An 18,818-nucleotide genomic window follows, 5' to 3' on the forward strand; every position below is an offset into this window, starting at 1 on the left:
GGAGAGGTTGCTTGGATGCCGTACGGATGCCGGTTGGCCGGCATCCGGAATGTTCCACTGGGAGGAAAATCGTGACCAATACAAAACTGTTGAAGTCCACCGTTTTTGCGGCGGCCGCTCTGGGCCTGATGGCATTCGCCTCGTCCGCATCCGCGGCCGGTGTCGGCGCCTGCCTGATCACCAAGACCGACACCAATCCCTTCTTTGTCAAGATGAAGGAGGGTGCGACCGCCAAGGCCAAGGAGCTTGGTGTCGACCTCAAGACTTATGCCGGCAAGATCGACGGCGACAGCGAAAGCCAGGTCGCGGCGATCGAGAGCTGCATCGCCGACGGCGCCAAGGGCATCCTCATTACCGCGTCCGACACCAAGGGCATCGTGCCGACCGTGAAGAAGGCGCGTGACGCCGGCCTGCTGGTGATCGCGCTCGACACGCCGCTCGATCCGATCGACGCCGCCGACGCGACCTTTGCCACCGACAATTTGGAGGCCGGCAAGCTGATCGGCGCCTGGGCCGCCGCGACGCTCGGCGACAAGGCCAAGGACGCCAAGATCGGCTTTCTCGACCTGACCCCCTCGCAGCCGACCGTGGACGTGCTGCGCGACCAGGGCTTCATGATGGGCTACGGCATCGACGTGAAGGATCCTAACAAGATCGGCGACGAGGATGACGCGCGCATCGTCGGCCATGACGTCACCAACGGCAATGAGGAGGGCGGCCGCAAGGCGATGGAGAACCTTCTGCAGAAGGACAACACCGTCAACGTCATCCACACCATCAACGAGCCGGCCGCGGTCGGCGCCTATCAGGCGCTCAAGGCCGTCGGCCTGGAAAGCCAGGTGCTGATCGTCTCCGTTGATGGCGGCTGCCCCGGCGTGAAGTCGGTGGCCGAAGGCGTCATCGGCGCGACATCGCAGCAATATCCGCTGCAGATGGCGGCGCTCGGCATCGAGGCCATCGCCAACTTCGCCAAGGACGGCACCAAGCCGAAGCCGACCGAAGGCAAGAACTTCTTCGACACCGGCGTCAATCTGGTGACCGACAAGCCGGCCAATGGCGTGAAGTCCATCGACACCAAGGAAGGCCTCGCCAAGTGCTGGGGCTGATGCCGGTCTGACTGGCAACGAAAAACGGAGCGGCCGGACTTGATCCCCGGCCGCTTCGGGTGGACGATGGTCGCGTGACCGCGAACAATCCCGGCAGGAGACCGGAAAGACGTGGACGGGTGTCGCCGCGTGGCTGATACCCTACGGGGAGGAAACATGTCTCAAGCTCAGGAATTCGAGAAGGTTCTCTCTGGCAGCGACACGAGCGTTGCCGCGTTTGACGAGCATAAATCGGCGGTCAGACGCATCCAGCATTTTCTGCACTCGACGCCGGCCGCGGTGCCGCTGATCGTTCTGGTCCTGGCGATCATCGTGTTCGGCCTCACCATTGGCGGGCGTTTCTTCTCGTCCTACACGCTGACGCTGATCCTGCAGCAGATCGCCATCGTCGGCATACTGGGTGCCGCCCAGACCCTGGTCATCCTCACCGCCGGCATCGACCTGTCGATTGGCGTCATCATGGTGATTTCGGCTGTGATCATGGGCAATTGCGCCGTCAGCTACGGCCTGCCGAGCGTCCTTGCCGTGGCGATCGGACTTGCCGCGGGTGCTGCCTGCGGGCTGCTCAACGGGGTGCTTGTCGCCTACATGAAACTGCCGCCATTCATCGTGACGCTCGGCACCTGGAACATCGTCATGGCGACGAACTTCATCTATTCGGCCAATGAGACGATCCGCGACACCGACGTCGACGTTCAGGCGCCGCTGCTGCATCTGTTCGCGCTCAGCTTCAAGGTCGGCACCGCTGTGCTGACGGCCGGCGTGATTGCGATGGTCGCGCTCGTGCTGCTCCTCTGGTACGTGCTCAATCACACGGCATGGGGCCGCCATGTCTACGCTGTCGGCGACGACCAGGAGGCGGCGAAACTGTCGGGTATCCAGACCAAGAAGGTGCTCATGACGGTCTATACCCTGGCCGGGCTGATCGCCGCTTTCGCCGCCTGGGTCTCCATCGGTCGCAATGGGTCGATCTCGCCGTCGGCCGCCGTGACCGACTACAATCTGCAGGCGATTACCGCCACGGTGATCGGCGGTATTTCTCTTTTCGGCGGCCGCGGCTCGATCCTCGGCACGCTGTTCGGCGCGATGATCGTCGGTGTCGTCTCCATGGGCCTCAACATGCTGGGCGCCGATCCGCAATGGAAAGTGCTGCTCACCGGCGTGCTGATCATCGGCGCAGTGGCGGTTGATCAATGGATCAGAAAGGTTTCGGCATGACCCAGGACCCTATCCTCACCGCTCGTGGACTGGTCAAGCGCTACGGCCGCGTCACCGCCTTGGACAATGCCGATTTCGACCTCTACCCCGGCGAAATCCTCGCTGTTATCGGCGACAACGGCGCCGGCAAGTCGTCGCTCATCAAGGCGATTTCAGGCGCTGTCGTGCCCGATGAAGGCGAAATCCGGCTTGAGGGCAAACCGGTCGCCTTCAAATCGCCCATGGAGGCCCGCGAAGCCGGCATCGAGACCGTCTACCAGAACCTGGCGCTGTCGCCGGCGCTGTCGATCGCCGACAACATGTTTCTCGGCCGCGAGATCCGCAAGCCCGGCTTTGTCGGCCAATGGCTTCGCATGCTCGACCGTCCGGCGATGGAAAAGCGCGCCCGCGACAAGCTGACTGAACTCGGCCTGATGACCATCCAGAACATCAGCCAGGCGGTGGAGACGCTGTCCGGCGGCCAGCGCCAGGGCGTGGCAGTGGCGCGCGCCGCCGCTTTCGGCTCCAAGATGGTTATCATGGACGAGCCGACGGCAGCACTTGGCGTCAAGGAAAGCCGCCGCGTGCTGGAACTCATCCTCGACGTGAAGAAGCGGGGCCTGCCGATCGTGCTGATCTCGCACAACATGCCGCATGTCTTCGAAGTGGCAGACCGCATCCACATCCATCGGCTGGGTCGTCGGCTGTGCGTCATCGATCCCAAACAACATACAATGTCCGATGCCGTCGCATTCATGACCGGGGCAAAGACGCCGCCGGAGGCGGCGCTGGCGGCCTGAACTGCCAAATTGCCGCTGGGTAAGTCGCCTCCGGCTTACTTAAATCGATTGAACGTTTGCTGCAATGCGGTAGCATGGGCTGGGATGAATGATGAAAGCCGGTATGATCGTGGCAAACGCACGAGAGGCAGCATGACGCGCACGATGACATCCGACCCCCTCCCGCCACTGCTTGAAAATCCCGACCCCAAGACGCTCGCAAGGGAAGTCTTGATGGCCCTCAAATACAGGGTCGGCAAGGACACCACCGTCGCCACCCAGTACGATTGGCTGACCGCCTCGATCAAGGTCGTGCGCGACCGCATCGTCGATCGCTGGATGCAGGCGACGAAAGAGGCCTACGCCCAGCAGGAAAAGCGCGTCTATTACCTCTCGCTGGAGTTCCTCATCGGCCGCCTGATGCGTGACGCCTTCTCCAATCTCGGCCTGATGGAGAACATGCGCGAGGCGTTGTCGTCGCTGGGTGTGGAACTCGACCTCATCGCCACGCTCGAGCCGGATGCAGCACTTGGCAATGGCGGCCTCGGCCGGCTCGCCGCCTGCTTCATGGAAAGCATGGCCACCGTCGATATTCCCGCGCATGGCTACGGTATCCGCTACGCCAACGGCATGTTCCGCCAGGAGATACATGACGGCTGGCAGGTAGAATTGCCCGAGACTTGGCTCGATCACGGTAACCCCTGGGAGTTCGAACGCCGCGAACGGTCGTTCGAGGTCGGGTTCGGCGGCTCGGTGGAATCGGTCACCACCAGGGATGGCCGGCTGGAACGCCATGTCTGGAAGCCGACCGAGCATGTGCTGGCCGTCGCCTACGACACACCTGTCGTCGGCTGGCGGGGGAACCGCGTCAACACCTTGCGGCTTTGGTCGGGCATGCCGGTCGATCCGATCCTGCTCGACAAGTTCAATGCTGGCGACCACATCGGCGCACTCGCCGAAAGCAACAAGGCCGACGCGCTGTCGCGCGTACTCTATCCCGCCGATTCCCACATGGCAGGGCAGGAACTCAGGCTGCGGCAGGAATATTTTTTCTCCACCGCCTCTTTGCAGGACATCGTGCAGCGGCATCTCAGCCAATATGGCGACCTGAAGTCGCTGCCCGACAAGGCGGCAATCCACCTCAACGACACCCATCCGGCGATCGCCGTGCCGGAGCTGATGCGCCTCCTGATGGACGTCCACGGCATGGATTTCGACCGGGCCTGGGACACCACCAAACGCACCTTCGGCTATACCAACCACACGCTGTTGCCGGAGGCGCTGGAAAGCTGGCCGGTGCCGCTGTTCGAGCGGCTTTTGCCGCGCCATATGCAGATCGTCTACGCCATCAACGCGCAGGTGCTGCTCGAGGCGCGCGCCACCAATCAGTTCTCCGGCGAGCAGATCAGCCGCATCTCGCTGATCCAGGAGAATGGCGACCGTCGCGTGCGCATGGGCAATCTCGCCTTCGTCGGCTCGCATTCGATCAATGGGGTCTCGGCGCTGCACACCGAGCTCATGAAGGAAACGGTGTTCGCCGACCTGCACACGCTTTATCCCGACCGCATCAACAACAAGACCAACGGCATCACGCCGCGGCGCTGGCTGATCCAGTGCAACCCAGGTCTGACCGCACTCGCCCGCGAGGCGATCGGCGACCGCTTCCTGGATGACATCGACGCCATCAAGGGGCTCGATGCCTTTGCCGACGATACCGCTTTCCGCGAAAAATTCGCCGGCGTGAAGCGGCAGAACAAGGTGAAGTTGGCCAATCTCGTCGCCGACCGGCTCGGCATCCGGCTTGATCCCTCGGCGCTGTTCGACATCCAGGTCAAGCGCATCCACGAATACAAGCGCCAACTCCTGAACATCCTCGAGGCGGTCGCGCTCTACGACCAGATCCGCTCGCACCCGGAGCGCGACTGGATGCCGCGCGTGAAATTCTTCGGCGGCAAGGCGGCGCCCAGCTACCACAATGCCAAGCTGATCATCAAATTGGCCAACGACGTTGCCAGGGTCATCAACCGCGATCCGGCCGTTCGCGGCTTGCTCAAGGTGGTGTTCGTGCCGAACTACAATGTCAGCCTCGCCGAGATCATGATGCCGGCCGCCGACCTTTCCGAGCAGATCTCGACCGCCGGCATGGAGGCTTCGGGCACCGGCAACATGAAGTTCGCGCTGAACGGCGCGCTGACCATTGGCACGCTCGACGGCGCCAATGTCGAAATCAAGGAGTGCGTCGGCGACGACAACATCTTCATCTTCGGCCTAACCACGGCGGAGGTCGCCGAGCGCCGCAACAATGGCTACGATCCGCGTGGCGTCATCGAGGCATCGCCCGAACTGTCGCAGGCGCTCGCGGCCGTTTCATCGGGCGTCTTTTCGCCCGATGATCCCAACCGCTACCGCGATCTCATCAATGGTCTCTACGACAGCGACTGGTTCATGGTCGCGGCGGATTTCGACGCCTATGCCGCTTGCCAGCGAGACGTCGATGCCGTCTGGCGCAACAGTCCGGACTGGTACGCCAGGGCAATCCGCAACGTCGCGCGCGTCGGCTGGTTCTCTTCCGATCGCACGATCCGCCAATACGCGAAAGACATCTGGAACGTACCTGCCTGATGTGATTGCATGAGGCCACGAACGATGTAGTCCGGGGTGTGAGTTCAAACGCCGAATTTATACCTTAAAACAAACATTTGGTGCCCGGGGAGGGACACTGCCCGATGAGGAAACCGCGCGCGACCGCTGCGACAAGCGGGCCGGACGGATCGGCCCCGGCCAGCGATGTCGCGGCGATTGTCGCCGGCACGCACGGCAATCCGTTTGCGGTCCTCGGCGTCCATGAGGTGGGCAAGAACCTGTTTGCCCGCTGTTTCGTTCCGCATGCGGAGTTCGTCACCGCCTATACGCTGACCGGCATGATTGCTGGTGAACTGTCCAGGCGTGACGATGGCGGCTTTTTCGAAGGCAAGCTGTCGATCAAGAAGCGCCAGCCATTGCGCTATCACGCCAGGAATGCCGGGGGCGACTGGTGGTTGACGGATCCCTATTCTTTCGGCCCGGTGCTCGGTCCGATGGACGATTACTACATTGCCGAGGGCTCGCATCTGAGGCTGTTCGACAAGCTCGGCGCGCATGTCATCGAGCACGAAGGCGCCACCGGCGTGCATTTCGCCGTCTGGGCCCCCAATGCAAGGCGCGTCTCGGTGGTCGGCGATTTCAACGACTGGGACGGCCGCCGCCATTCGATGCGCGACCGCCGCGACACCGGCATCTGGGAGGTATTCATCCCCGATATCGGCGCCGGCAGGCCCTACAAGTACGAGATCATCGGCCCCGATGGCGTAAGATTGCCGCTGAAGGCCGATCCGTTTGCCTTCAAGTCCGAACTGCGCCCGGCGACCGCGTCGGTGACCGCTGCGTCGCCCGCCCATCAATGGGGCGACGAGGCGCATCGCAGTTTCTGGCGCAATGCCGATCCGCGGCGCGAGGCCATCTCCATCTACGAGGTCCATGCCGGCTCCTGGCAGCTTCGCGACGATGGAACGTTTCTGTCATGGGATGAACTGGCCGACCGGCTGATCCCCTATGTCGTCGAGACCGGCTTCACCCACATCGAGTTCATGCCGATCTCCGAACATCCCTATGATCCCTCCTGGGGCTACCAGACGACAGGCCTCTATGCGCCATCGGCGCGCTTTGGCGACCCGGCCGGCTTTGCCCGCTTTGTCGACGGCGCCCACCGTGCCGGCGTCGGCGTCATCCTCGACTGGGTGCCGGCGCATTTTCCGGTCGACGAGCACGGCCTTGTCCATTTCGACGGCACTGCGCTCTACGAGCATGCCGATCCGCGCCAGGGCTTTCATCCCGACTGGAACACCGCGATCTACAATTTCGGCCGCCGCGAGGTGGTGTCGTTCCTGGTCAACAACGCGTTGTTCTGGGCCGAAAAATATCATGTCGACGGCCTGCGCGTCGACGCGGTCGCCTCGATGCTCTACCTCGATTATTCGCGCAAGGCAGGCGAATGGATTCCTAACGAGAAGGGCGGCCGCGAGAACCTCGAGGCGGTCAGCTTCCTGCAGAAGATGAACAAGGAGCTCTACGGCCACCATCCGGGCGTCATGACCATCGCCGAGGAATCGACCTCGTGGCCGAAGGTCTCGGCTCCGGTCCATGAAGGCGGGCTGGGCTTCGGCTTCAAGTGGAACATGGGCTTCATGCACGACACGCTGGAGTATTTCTCCAAGGAGCCGATCTTCCGCAAACACCACCACAACGACCTTACCTTCGGCCTAGTCTATGCCTTCTCGGAGAATTTCGTGCTGCCGCTCTCGCATGACGAGGTCGTGCACGGCAAAGGCACGCTGCTTGGCAAGATGGCCGGCGACGACTGGCAGAAATTCGCGACATTGCGCGCCTACTACGCTTTCATGTGGGGCTACCCCGGCAAGAAGCTGCTGTTCATGGGCCAGGAGTTCGCGCAGCGCCGCGAATGGAGCGAGGCGCGCGCGCTCGACTGGAATCTTCTCGATTTCCGCTCGCATCGCGGTGTCTGGCAGGTGGTGCGCGACCTCAACTATCTCTACCGCTCGCGACCGGCCCTGCACGGCCGCGACTGCGAGCCGGAAGGCTTTTCCTGGCTGATCGTCGACGACAGCCAGAATTCCGTCTTCGCCTGGCTGCGCAGCGCGCCGGGAGGCAATCCGGTCGCGATCATCTCCAATTTCACGCCGGTGCCGCGCGACAACTACCGCGTGCCGCTGCCGAAAGCCGGCACATGGCGCGAGATCATCAACACGGACGCTTCCGAATATGGCGGATCCGGCAAAGGCAATGGCGGCGCCGTCGAAGCGCGGGCGGAGGAAGGGGGCATCTCCGCAACGATGCTCTTGCCGCCGCTGTCGACGATCATGCTTGAACTGGTCGCGGAACAAGCCATGTCGAGACCGGGTAACTTGGGAGGGTAGAAAATGGCAAACTCGAAACGAACCCAGCCGCTGGCCCGCGACGCCATGGCCTATGTGCTGGCCGGCGGGCGCGGCAGCCGCCTCAAGGAACTGACCGACCGGCGCGCCAAGCCGGCGGTCTATTTCGGCGGCAAGACGCGCATCATCGATTTCGCGCTCTCCAACGCCCTCAACTCCGGCATCCGCCGCCTTGGGGTTGCCACCCAATACAAGGCGCATTCGCTGATCCGCCATTTGCAGCGCGGCTGGAACTTCCTGCGGCCCGAACGAAACGAAAGCTTCGACATCCTGCCGGCCAGCCAGCGCGTGTCGGAAACCCAGTGGTATGAAGGCACGGCCGACGCGGTCTACCAGAACATCGACATCATCGAGGCCTATGGCCCCGAATACATGGTCATCCTCGCCGGCGATCACATCTACAAGATGGACTACGAGCTGATGCTGCGCCAGCATGTCGACGCCGGCGCCGATGTCACCGTCGGCTGCCTCGAAGTGCCGCGCATGGAGGCCACGGGCTTCGGCGTCATGCATGTCGATGCCAAGGACAACATCATCGCCTTCGTCGAAAAGCCGGCCGACCCTCCCGGCATTCCAGACAAACCGGAGTTTGCCCTGGCCTCGATGGGCATCTACGTGTTCAAGACCAAGTTCCTGATGGAGCAGCTGCGCCGCGATGCGGCCGAGCCCGGTTCGAGCCGCGACTTCGGCAAGGACATCATCCCCTATATCGTCGAGCACGGTAAGGCGATCGCCCACCGCTTCGCCAAGTCCTGCGTGCGCTCGACCGCGGAAAATGAGGCCTACTGGCGCGATGTCGGCACCGTCGATGCCTATTGGGAAGCCAATATCGACCTGACCGACGTGACGCCCGAACTCGACCTCTACGATCGTGACTGGCCGATCTGGACCTATGCCGAGTTGAAGCCGCCGGCGAAGTTCGTGCATGACGAGGATGGACGGCGCGGTTCGGCCGTGTCCTCGCTTGTGTCGGGCGACTGCATCGTCTCGGGCGCGACGCTCAGGAAAAGCCTGATCTTCACCGGCGCGCGCATCAATTCCTACTCGACGCTGGAAGAGGTCGTCATGCTGCCCGACGTTCATGTCGGCCGGAACGCAACGTTGAAGCGCGTCGTCATCGACCACGGTGTAAGGATACCGGAAGGGCTGGTGGTCGGTGAGGATCCCGTGCTCGACGCCAAGCGCTTCCGCGTTTCGGAAAAGGGCATCTGCCTGATCACGCAGGACATGATCAACAAGTTGTCAACCTGATCAGTTTGATCAACAAGTTGTCAATCCGATCGGGTTGATCAACAAGCTGTCACTTTAGGGTGGTTTGTGCATGTCCTTGCCCCAGAACCGCTGCACGGTTTGGGCTACATGCACCAGGAGCGGTTCGGTAAGCGCATGCAGGTTCTGTCGGTCACGCCCGAGATCTTTCCGCTGATCAAGACCGGCGGGCTTGCCGATGTGACCGGCGCGCTGCCCGTCGCGCTGGCCGCCAAAGGCGTGACCATGCGCACGCTTATTCCCGGTTTTCCCATGGTGATGGACGCCTTCAAGAAAAAAAAGTCTGTCTACAAGTATCCGCTGCTGCAGGGCGGCAAGGCTTCGGTCCATTCTGTCCAGCTTGCCGGGCTCGATCTTTTCGTGCTCGATGCGCCGCATCTGTTCGATCGTCCCGGCGGTCCTTATGGCAATGCCGCGGGTGCCGATTGGCCGGACAATTGGCGCCGTTTCGCAGCGCTCAGCCAGGCCGGCGCCGACATCGCCGGCGGTGCCATCTCCGGTTACATGCCCGATATCGTGCATGCCCATGACTGGCAGTCGGCGATGACGCTGGCCTATATGCGCTATGGCAAAGCGGTCGGCACGCCGTCGATGATGACTGTCCACAACCTCGCCTTCCAGGGGCAGTTCGGCGCCGGCATCTTCGGCGAACTCGGACTGCCGACGGCGGCGATGGCGCTTGACGGCGTGGAATATTATGGCGGCGTCGGCTTCCTCAAGGCCGGCCTGCAGGCTGCCTGGGCAATCACCACCGTCAGCCCGACCTATGCGCAAGAAATCCGCTCGCCGGAATTCGGCATGGGTCTCGACGGCCTGATCAACATGCGCTCCAGCGATCTCTATGGCATCGTCAACGGCATCGACACCGCCATCTGGAACCCGGAGACCGACAAGCATCTGGTGTCGAACTATACAGCCGCCTCGCTCAAGGCGCGCGCGCCCAACAGGGCCGCTGTCGAGGGCCGTTTCGGCCTCGATCGCGACGGTAGCCCGATCGTCTGCGTCGTCAGCCGCCTGACCTGGCAGAAGGGCATGGACATACTGGCGACGGCGGTCGACGGCATCGTTGCGACGGGCGCGCGGTTGGCTATTCTGGGTTCGGGCGATGCCGGCCTCGAAGGCGCGCTGCTCGCCGCCGCCGCACGCCACCGCGGCCGTATAGGCGTCGTCGTGGGGTATGACGAAGGCCTGTCTCACGTCATGCAGGGCGGCTGCGACGCCATCGTTATCCCGTCGCGCTTCGAGCCTTGTGGACTGACGCAGCTTTATGGCCTGCGCTATGGCTGCGTGCCGGTGGTCGCCCGCACCGGGGGGCTCGCCGACACCATCATCGACGCCAACGAGGCGGCGATTGCCGCCGGCGTGGCGACCGGGTTCCAGTTCGCGCCCAGCGACGGCGGCGCGCTGCTTCATGCCATCCGCCGCCTGGCCGAGGCCCATGCCAGCCCCGCGATCTTCGAGGCCATCCAGCGCCAGGGCATGAAGACCGACCTGTCCTGGGACCGAAGCGCTGACAAATACGTTGAACTCTATCGCCTGCTGCTTTCGAAAAGGGTTGCTTGAAGCATGATACGCACCGTTCCCACCAAACCCTATTCCGACCAGAAGCCCGGCACTTCGGGGCTGCGCAAGAAGGTGCCTGTGTTCCAGCAGGAGCACTATGCCGAGAACTTCATCCAGTCGATCTTCGACGCGCTGGACGGGTTCAAGGGCAAGACTCTGGTGATCGGCGGCGACGGCCGCTTCTACAATCGCGAGGTCATCCAGAAGGCCATCGCCATGGCCGCCGCCAACGGATTCGGCAAGGTGATGGTCGGGCAGGGCGGCATCTTGTCGACGCCGGCCGCTTCGCATGTCATCCGCAAGTACAAGACGTTCGGCGGCATCATCCTGTCAGCCAGCCACAATCCGGGCGGCCCGCACGAGGATTTCGGCATCAAGTACAATGCCGGCAATGGCGGCCCGGCGCCGGAAAAGCTGACCGATGCGATCTTCGCCAGGACCAAGGCGATCTCCAGCTTCAAGACCGTCGACATCGATCCGATCGACATCGACGCGATCGGTACCGTCAAGGCCGCCGGCATGACGGTCGAGATCATCGATCCGGTCGTCGACTATGCCGAGCTGATGGAAAGCCTGTTCGATTTCGACGCGCTGCGCAAACTGTTCAAGTCGGGCTTTCGCATGCGCTTCGACGCCATGCACGCGGTGACCGGCCCCTACGCCAAGGAGATCCTCGAACACCGGCTTGGCGCGCCCGACGGCACCTGCCGCAACTTCAAGCCGCTGCCGGATTTCGGCGGCCACCATCCGGATCCGAACCTGGTCCATGCCAAACATCTCTATGACGAGATGATGGGACCGGACGCCCCGGATTTCGGTGCCGCTTCCGACGGTGACGGCGACCGCAATTTGATCATCGGCAAGGGCATTTTCGTCACCCCGTCGGATTCTGTCGCCATGCTCGCCGCCAACGCCCGCCTGGCGCCGGGCTACAAGGAAGGCCTGAAGGGCATTGCGCGCTCGATGCCGACCAGTGGGGCCGCCGACCGCGTCGCCGAAAAACTCGGCATTGGCATGTATGAGACGCCGACCGGCTGGAAATTCTTCGGCAATTTGCTCGACGCCGGCATGGCGACGATCTGCGGCGAGGAAAGTGCGGGCACCGGCTCCAACCATGTGCGCGAGAAGGACGGCCTGTGGGCCGTGCTTTTGTGGCTCAACATCCTCGCCGCGCGCGGCGAGAGCTGTAAGCAGATCGTCACCGAGCACTGGGCGACCTACGGCCGAAACTATTATTCGCGCCATGACTACGAGGAAGTCGAGAGCGGGCGCGCCAATGCGCTGGTCGACGAACTGCGCGCCAAGCTTGGCTCGCTGCCGGGCACCAGCGTGCGCGGCCTGAAGATCGCCAATGCCGACGACTTCACCTATCACGATCCGGTCGACGGTTCGGTGAGCGAGCATCAAGGCATCAGGGTGCTGTTCGAAGGCGGCTCGCGCGTGGTCTTCCGGCTTTCCGGCACGGGCACCTCGGGCGCCACCTTGCGCGTCTACATCGAGCGCTACGAGCCGGACAAGGCCAGGCACGATCTCGATACGCAGAAGGCGCTCGCCGATCTGATCGCGGCAGCGGATGACATCGCGGGAATTAGGAGCCACACCGGCCGCGACAAGCCGAGCGTGATTACTTGAGCGTGGCGGTGGCTTCACCCTCCCCCTTGTGGGGAGGGTCGATCCGCGTAGCGGGTCGGGGTGGGGGTGCTCGTAGAGGGCTTTGCCGGCGTCACCCCCCACCCCGCTCACTTCATTCGCGACCCTTCCCACAAGGGGGAGGGTGGAGGACGCGCCGATGACCTCACTAGGCGCCACCATCACCCCCGACGGCATCCGCTTTGCCGCCTGGTCCTCGTCGGCGCGCCGCCTCTGGGTCTCGATCTTCGACGAACAGGGAAACCGCGAACTCGACCGGCTGGAGCTGAAAGCGGAAGGAGAGGGGGTGCATGCACTCTTCGTCTCCGGCCTTGCCGAGGGCACCCGCTACGGTTTCCGCGCCGATGGCGACTACGCGCCCGAGCGCGGATTTTGGTTCGACCCCGACAAGCTGCTGACCGATCCCTACGCCGTCGAGATCGATCGGCCCTATGCCTATCACTGGCGTCTCGCCGCGCGGCGCAACGAAGGTGCCGATACCGCGCCGCTGATGCCGAAGGCCGTGGCGAAAGCCTTGCTCACGGCTGTGCCTGTGCCGCCGCCGCTGTTCCGTCCGGGCGGCCTGATCTACGAAGTGCCGGTGCGCGCCTTCACCAAGCTGCATCCGGATGTGCCGGAAAAACAGCGCGGCACGACCGCCGCGCTTGCTCATCCGGCTATCGTCGAGCACCTGCGAAGGCTCGGCGTCTCCGCCGTCGAGCTGATGCCGGTGACGGCATCGATCGACGAGCGGCATCTGCCGCCGCTCGGGTTGAGCAACGCCTGGGGTTATAACCCTGTCACCTTCATGGCACTAGACCCGCGCCTGGCCCCTGGCGGCCTGGCCGAATTGCGCGTTACCGTTGCCGCGCTGCGTGCGGCCGGCATCGGCACCATTCTCGACCTCGTCTTCAACCACACGGGCGAAAGTGACAGGCTCGGTCCGACATTGTCGCTGCGCGGCCTAGACAATCAGGCTTATTACCGGCATCAGCCGGATGGCAGGCTGGTCAATGACACCGGTACCGGCAACACGATTGCCTGCGATCACCCGGCGGTGCGGGAAATGGTGCTCGACACGCTTCGCCATTTTGTCCGCCATACCGGCGTCGACGGTTTTCGTTTCGACCTGGCACCGGTGCTGGGGCGCGTCAACGGCACATTCGAAGCGCAAGCGCCGTTGCTGGAGGCGATGCGCGAGGATGCGCTGTTGGCCGGCCGTGTGTTGATCGCCGAGCCCTGGGACATCGGTCTCGATGGCTATCAGCTCGGCAACTTCCCCTCCCGCTTCCTGGAATGGAACGATCGTTATCGCGACGATGCCAGGCGCTTCTGGCGCGGCGATGCCGGCATGGTTGGTACGCTGGCGACACGACTTGCCGGTTCGTCCGATATTTTCGGCAGGGGCGGCCAGCCCGCCAGCCGCACGGTGAATTTCATCGCGGCCCATGACGGCATGACGCTGGCCGACATCGTTGCTTATGAGGAGAAGCATAACGAGGCCAATGGTGAGCAAAATCGCGATGGCCACAACGAGAACCTGTCCTGGAACAACGGCGTCGAGGGCGCGACGGACGACGCGGCAATCGCGAAGGCGCGCTTCAGCGACCAGTGTGCGCTGCTCGCCACGCTGTTCGCCTCGCGCGGCACGATCATGCTGACGGCCGGCGACGAATTCAGCCGCAGCCAGCAAGGCAATAACAACGCTTATGCGCAGGACAACAACATCACCTGGCTCGACTGGAAGGGGCGTGACCAGGCGCTGGAAGGCTACGCGCGTGCACTGGCCGCCTTGCGCCGCGCGGTGCCGGCGCTCTCTAATACAGATTTCCTCACCGGCCAGCCGCTGGCCGGGTCGGACACTGCCGACGCCGCCTGGCTCACCGAGACGGGGGCGCTGCTCGGCGAGGCGGAGTGGAACGATCCCGCCCGGCATCGCCTCGTCATGCTGCTCGGCGGCGTGGATGGCCGGCTTGCCGTCATGGTCAATGGCGATCGCCGCCAATGCATCTTCACATTGCCCGCGCGAGACGGATTCCGATGGCATCCCGCCATCGAAGCGCAAGCAGTTGATCTTTCTCGCGCGCTGCCGGGCCGCAGCGTGAATTTCATGATCGAGCGCAGGACGGAAGGGCCCAGACAGGGAAAGGGTCGTGATGACTGACGACAATGCCGAGCGAGCGGCCGACTGGTGGCGCGGTTGCGTCATTTACCAGGTCTACCCGCGTTCCTTCCAGGACACGACCGGCGACGGCAGCGGCGATCTCGCCGGCATCACATCAAGGCTCGCCCACATTGCCTCGCTCGGCGCCGATGCCGTCTGGCTGTCGCCTTTCTTCAAGTCGCCGATGGCCGATATGGGCTACGACGTGTCGGATTATTGCGACGTCGATCCGATGTTCGGCACGTTGGAGGATTTCGATACACTGGTTGCCGAAGCGCACCGGCTTGGCCTGAAAATCATCATCGACCAGGTGCTGTCGCACTCCTCCGACAGGCACCAATGGTTCGTCGAAAGCCGCGCCAGCCGCGACAATCCAAGGGCCGATTGGTACGTGTGGGCCGACGCCAGACCGGATGGTGGTGTGCCCAACAACTGGCTGTCGGTCTTCGGCGGCCCCTCGTGGGAATGGGATGCGACCCGCCGGCAGTACTATCTGCACAATTTCCTCGCTTCGCAGCCGGATCTCAACTTTCACAACCCGGAGGTCCAGGACGCGCTCCTGGATGCGGTGCGGTTCTGGTTGGAGCGCGGCGTCGACGGCTTCCGGCTGGACACCGTCAACTACTACGTCCACGACCGCTGGCTGCGCAGCAATCCGCCCTTGGCGTCGAGCGTTGCAGGCACCAACACCGAGACCAACACCTACCTCTACCAGGAGCACCTGTTCGACAAGACGCAGCCGGAAAATCTAGCGTTCCTGCGGCGCTTTCGGGCGCTGCTCGACGAGTACGGGGATCGCGCCGCCGTCGGCGAAATCGGTGATGAGGGGCGCTCCCTACAGACGCTGGCCGCCTACACCTCCGGCGGCGACAAGCTGCAGATGTGCTACACCTTCGATCTGCTTGGCCCGCAATTTTCGGCGGCGCATGTGCGCGGCTGTGTCGAGGCTTTCGAAAACGCTGTCGTAGATGGCTGGGTCTGCTGGGCGTTTTCCAACCATGACGTCATGCGTCATGTCAACCGCTGGACGCGGCCGGGCGGCGATCCTGACGTGGTGGCCAAATTCTCGATCATGCTGCTCTCTTGCCTGCGTGGCTCGATCTGCCTCTACCAGGGCGAGGAACTCGGGTTGCCGGAGGCGGAACTTGCCTATGAGGACCTGCGCGATCCGGTAGGCATCCGCTTCTGGCCCGGTGTGAAGGGAAGGGATGGCTGCCGCACGCCCATGGTCTGGGAGACCGGCGCCGATAATGCGGGCTTCTCCACCGGTAAACCCTGGCTGCCGGTGCCGGAAAGCCATCGCGCTCGCGCGGTCGATGTACAGAGCGGCGATGAGCAATCGGTACTTTCCGCCTACCGTTCGGCACTCGCTTTGCGCAAGCGGCATCCGGCGCTGGTCGGCGGTTCGATCCGCTTTCTCGACGCCGAAGGCGACGTGCTGGCCTTTGTCCGCGAGCATGGCGATGAGAGGCTGCTTTGTGCCTTCAATTTCGCCGGGGAACCGGCCAATTGGCCGCTGCCGCAAGACTTAGGAGCGGTTGCGAAACTTGGCGGCGATGCCTCGCTCGCCGGAGAAGCCGTGCTTTTGCTGCCGACACTCGGATGCTTTCTTGGACACCTTGCCTAGATCAGCGCGTGCCGGCCATCTTACTGGACAAGCACGGCACGTCCGCACGTTGCGCCGGTGACCCGGACGTCGGCTTCACCGAGACGCACGCCAAGAGCTCCGAGCAGATTGGTAAGCAACGTGTCGACCGGAGCTGTTACGCTGTTCAGAAGTGCCACCACTGGCGGGCTTACGGTTGCGATCAGCGTGTTCAGATTCAGCAGCGGCAGACCGAGTAAATTCGCCGTCAGCGACAAATCGCTGACCAGCGACGTAGTCAACGACTGGGTAAAATTTTGGGTGTAAGCGGTCCTTATCGTCTTGGCATCGATATCGGCCTTGTTGAAAGTCAACGTCGTTGGCGTGTTGTTGGCCATGTCGAACGCCGCTGAGCCCACCACCGACAGCACCGGGATGATCAGAAGTTTCACGCTCGCGATTTCCGTGTTGGAAAACGTCTCCTTGTTGGTGAAATCGGCAAAGCCGGCGCTGCTGCTGTCGCCGAGATGCCCTTCGACGATACCGGGACGGGTGGCGATGGTCACCTTGATGCTGCTGGGGCCTGTCGGACAACTTATGTCGGTGAGCTTGGCCTCGGCATAGGCGACTTCGACATGCAGAGGCAGACTGAACGACACCAGGGTGATACCGCCTCCGACATTGCTGTTGCCGGCTCCGATCTTCACCACCAGCTTGATACCGGTCTGGGCCGTCCGCACAATGGTGCCGACTTCGCCAACCTTCAGCCATGGCGAGGATTGCGGCGGTTCGCCAAAGGCGATGGCGAGCGTGCTCGACAGCACCCCCGGTATGCCGGTGCTGAGACCGAGGTCGATCTGCTTCGAACCGTTTGCCAGTTCGGCGGCGGCCATCAGCATTCCCATCGCGCTGGCGTCAACGCCAAGGCCGGCTGGCCTCTGCCCGAGGCCAAGTCTGCCGAGGGGGCCGAGGTCAATGAGATGGCTGAGCGGAATCTTGACCGTGTTAGTCGATTTGCTTGCCATGGTTTGCAAGGCGACCTTGGCCGTGTTGCCGAGCCCGGGAACATTGGCCATGGCGGTGGCGATCTGGCCGACTGTAGCCTTTGAGGCCAGAACCTCCGAATAGGTCACGCCCGTCAGGTTCAATTGCACCGCCAGGGCATCGACGAAGGAAAGCACGCTGACATCGGCGGAGATCAATCCGTTGTAGTCCATGACGCTGAGCGAGATGTTGCCGCCTAGGAGGCCGCCGAGAAGCGCGTTGAGGATGGGGCTGTTGCTGGTATTGACGCTGAGCAACCTCGATCCGACCGAGAAAGTGGCCTGTGGCGTCATGCTGGCGGTGGCTTCGGTGCCGATGATGGGCGTTGGGATCAGCGAGCTTGCGAAATAGCGGTTGGGGATCTTGCGCAGGGTCACATGAACCGCGTTGTAAGGGGTTACGCCTGCTTGGAAGCGATGATCCACATTGACCGAGGATGCCCCTGCATATCGGCCCCGCGTGACCGTCACGACGGTTTTGCCCACCGCCGCGGGAATGGTTTGACCCGAGCCCTGAACGACGACACCTGGCATCCCGTTGTCGGTGAGCGTGGTCAAGACCGCGGTCTGGACGTTGTTGATGTTCGAAGCCGCGGTGATCGCTGCCAGGTCGACCATCGCCTGTGCTTCTCGGCGCTCGGTGTAAATGGAGGCCTCGTCGATCGCCACTGCTGCCAGCGCCAGCGCGACCGGCGCGCTCAACGCCGTCATCACCGTGAAATTCGCTCGTTGGTCACCAAGCATCAGGCGTGCAAGCCTGCCGATCTTCAAGCGCGAACTGAGCAGCATTCAGATGCCCCCGACCCTGATCGTTGATTGGCGTTTGATCGTGGTACCCGGCATGGCTATGCCCGGAAAGAGATTCCAGATCGGCAGGTTTCGGGCATCGTACTGGATCAACACCACGAACTGATTGCCGTCCGCCGTGCTGTCATTGGCCCGATAAGTCAGCTTGCTGGCGTCGACGAAGGGATATCCACCGGCATTATTGGCGAGAAACGAGGCCACGAGCGTCTGCCGCTCGGTCTGGTTCAGCCCCGAGATGGCCGTCCGGGCGGCGTCCGCCGCGATCTGCTGTATTGAATTGGCCGCGCCGAAATAGATACCGTATGCAACCATTCCGAGCAGGAGAAGGATGAATATCGGTGATAGCAGAGCGAACTCAATCGCCGAAGTTGCCGAAGTGTCTGTCTGGAATCGGCGCCCCTGGATCCGGCGAATGAGGTTCTGAACCATGCCGCCGAGCATGCCAAAGTTCGCATGCAAAAAGCGAAAACTCTAGGCGCAACCTGGAAGTGTGTATGATTGAAAAGCTACGCTAATTTAGCCGCGGCTTCTTTGATTCCTGGCTATTGACTTAGGGTCAATCAGTACTCGGTTGAAAAGAGCTTGCCGCCTGTCTAGTCTCCTGCCACCAGCCGACGGAGGGAACCGGCGGCGCGCTCAAAGGGGCCAGACATCGGTCCCGGGGCGTCAACACGCAAAGGCGCGC

General features: G+C 62.9%; 12 protein-coding genes. 10 read left to right on the plus strand and 2 right to left on the minus strand.

The genetic code is table 11. The features are described from left to right. The first annotated feature begins 89 nt into the window (after positions 1-89). The 10 genes from FJ979_RS10470 to FJ979_RS10515 all read left to right on the plus strand — a co-directional run bounded on the left by FJ979_RS10470 (position 90) and on the right by FJ979_RS10515 (position 16,325). Complete coding sequence (locus tag FJ979_RS10470; RefSeq protein ID WP_181167209.1) at positions 90-1,106, plus strand: sugar ABC transporter substrate-binding protein; 1,017 nt, start codon at positions 90-92, stop codon at positions 1,104-1,106. Between the two features lie 156 nt (positions 1,107-1,262). Next, positions 1,263-2,324 carry an ABC transporter permease gene (locus FJ979_RS10475; RefSeq protein WP_140494823.1) on the plus strand — a complete coding sequence of 354 codons (1,062 nt, stop codon included), beginning with the start codon at positions 1,263-1,265 and terminating at the stop codon, positions 2,322-2,324. Then, on the plus strand, positions 2,321-3,103 hold the full coding sequence (locus tag FJ979_RS10480; protein ID WP_140495053.1) for an ATP-binding cassette domain-containing protein: 783 nt from the start codon (positions 2,321-2,323) through the stop codon (positions 3,101-3,103). Before FJ979_RS10475 ends, FJ979_RS10480 begins: the two co-directional genes overlap by 4 nt. 132 nt (positions 3,104-3,235) lie before the next feature. After that, the gene (locus FJ979_RS10485; RefSeq protein ID WP_140555881.1) at positions 3,236-5,704 is read left to right on the plus strand and encodes a glycogen/starch/alpha-glucan phosphorylase; all 2,469 of its coding nucleotides are present in this window, start codon (positions 3,236-3,238) and stop codon (positions 5,702-5,704) included. A gap of 104 nt (positions 5,705-5,808) precedes the next feature. After that, entirely contained in the window at positions 5,809-8,055 is a 2,247-nt protein-coding gene (gene glgB, locus FJ979_RS10490) for a 1,4-alpha-glucan branching protein GlgB (RefSeq protein ID WP_140494818.1), read from the plus strand. Positions 8,056-8,058: 3 nt separating this feature from the next. Further along, positions 8,059-9,324, plus strand: coding sequence for a glucose-1-phosphate adenylyltransferase (gene glgC / locus FJ979_RS10495; RefSeq protein WP_140494816.1), 1,266 nt, complete (start codon positions 8,059-8,061; stop codon positions 9,322-9,324). 135 nt (positions 9,325-9,459) lie between these two features. Continuing rightward, a complete protein-coding gene (glgA, locus tag FJ979_RS10500; protein WP_140494814.1) occupies positions 9,460-10,905 on the plus strand; it encodes a glycogen synthase GlgA in 1,446 nt (481 codons plus the stop codon). Positions 10,906-10,908: 3 nt separating this feature from the next. Then, entirely contained in the window at positions 10,909-12,537 is a 1,629-nt protein-coding gene (locus tag FJ979_RS10505; RefSeq protein ID WP_140494811.1) for an alpha-D-glucose phosphate-specific phosphoglucomutase, read from the plus strand. 157 nt (positions 12,538-12,694) lie between these two features. Further along, positions 12,695-14,698 carry a glycogen debranching protein GlgX gene (gene glgX, locus FJ979_RS10510; protein ID WP_140555878.1) on the plus strand — a complete coding sequence of 668 codons (2,004 nt, stop codon included), beginning with the start codon at positions 12,695-12,697 and terminating at the stop codon, positions 14,696-14,698. After that, the gene (locus tag FJ979_RS10515) at positions 14,691-16,325 is read left to right on the plus strand and encodes an alpha-glucosidase family protein (RefSeq protein WP_140580818.1); all 1,635 of its coding nucleotides are present in this window, start codon (positions 14,691-14,693) and stop codon (positions 16,323-16,325) included. Before glgX ends, FJ979_RS10515 begins: the two co-directional genes overlap by 8 nt. Positions 16,326-16,345: 20 nt before the next feature. Here the strand turns inward: FJ979_RS10515 and FJ979_RS10520 are convergent, their stop codons facing one another. Together FJ979_RS10520 and FJ979_RS10525 are read right to left on the minus strand one after the other, a co-directional pair. Further along, positions 16,346-18,115, minus strand: coding sequence for a TadG family pilus assembly protein (locus tag FJ979_RS10520; protein WP_140580820.1), 1,770 nt, complete (start codon positions 18,113-18,115; stop codon positions 16,346-16,348). Next, complete coding sequence (locus FJ979_RS10525) at positions 18,116-18,562, minus strand: TadE/TadG family type IV pilus assembly protein (protein WP_140580968.1); 447 nt, start codon at positions 18,560-18,562, stop codon at positions 18,116-18,118. It abuts the gene before it with no gap. Positions 18,563-18,818: the final 256 nt, after the last annotated feature.

Origin of the sequence: Mesorhizobium sp. B1-1-6, from assembly GCF_006443035.1 — a bacterium.
Lineage (GTDB): Bacteria > Pseudomonadota > Alphaproteobacteria > Rhizobiales > Rhizobiaceae > Mesorhizobium.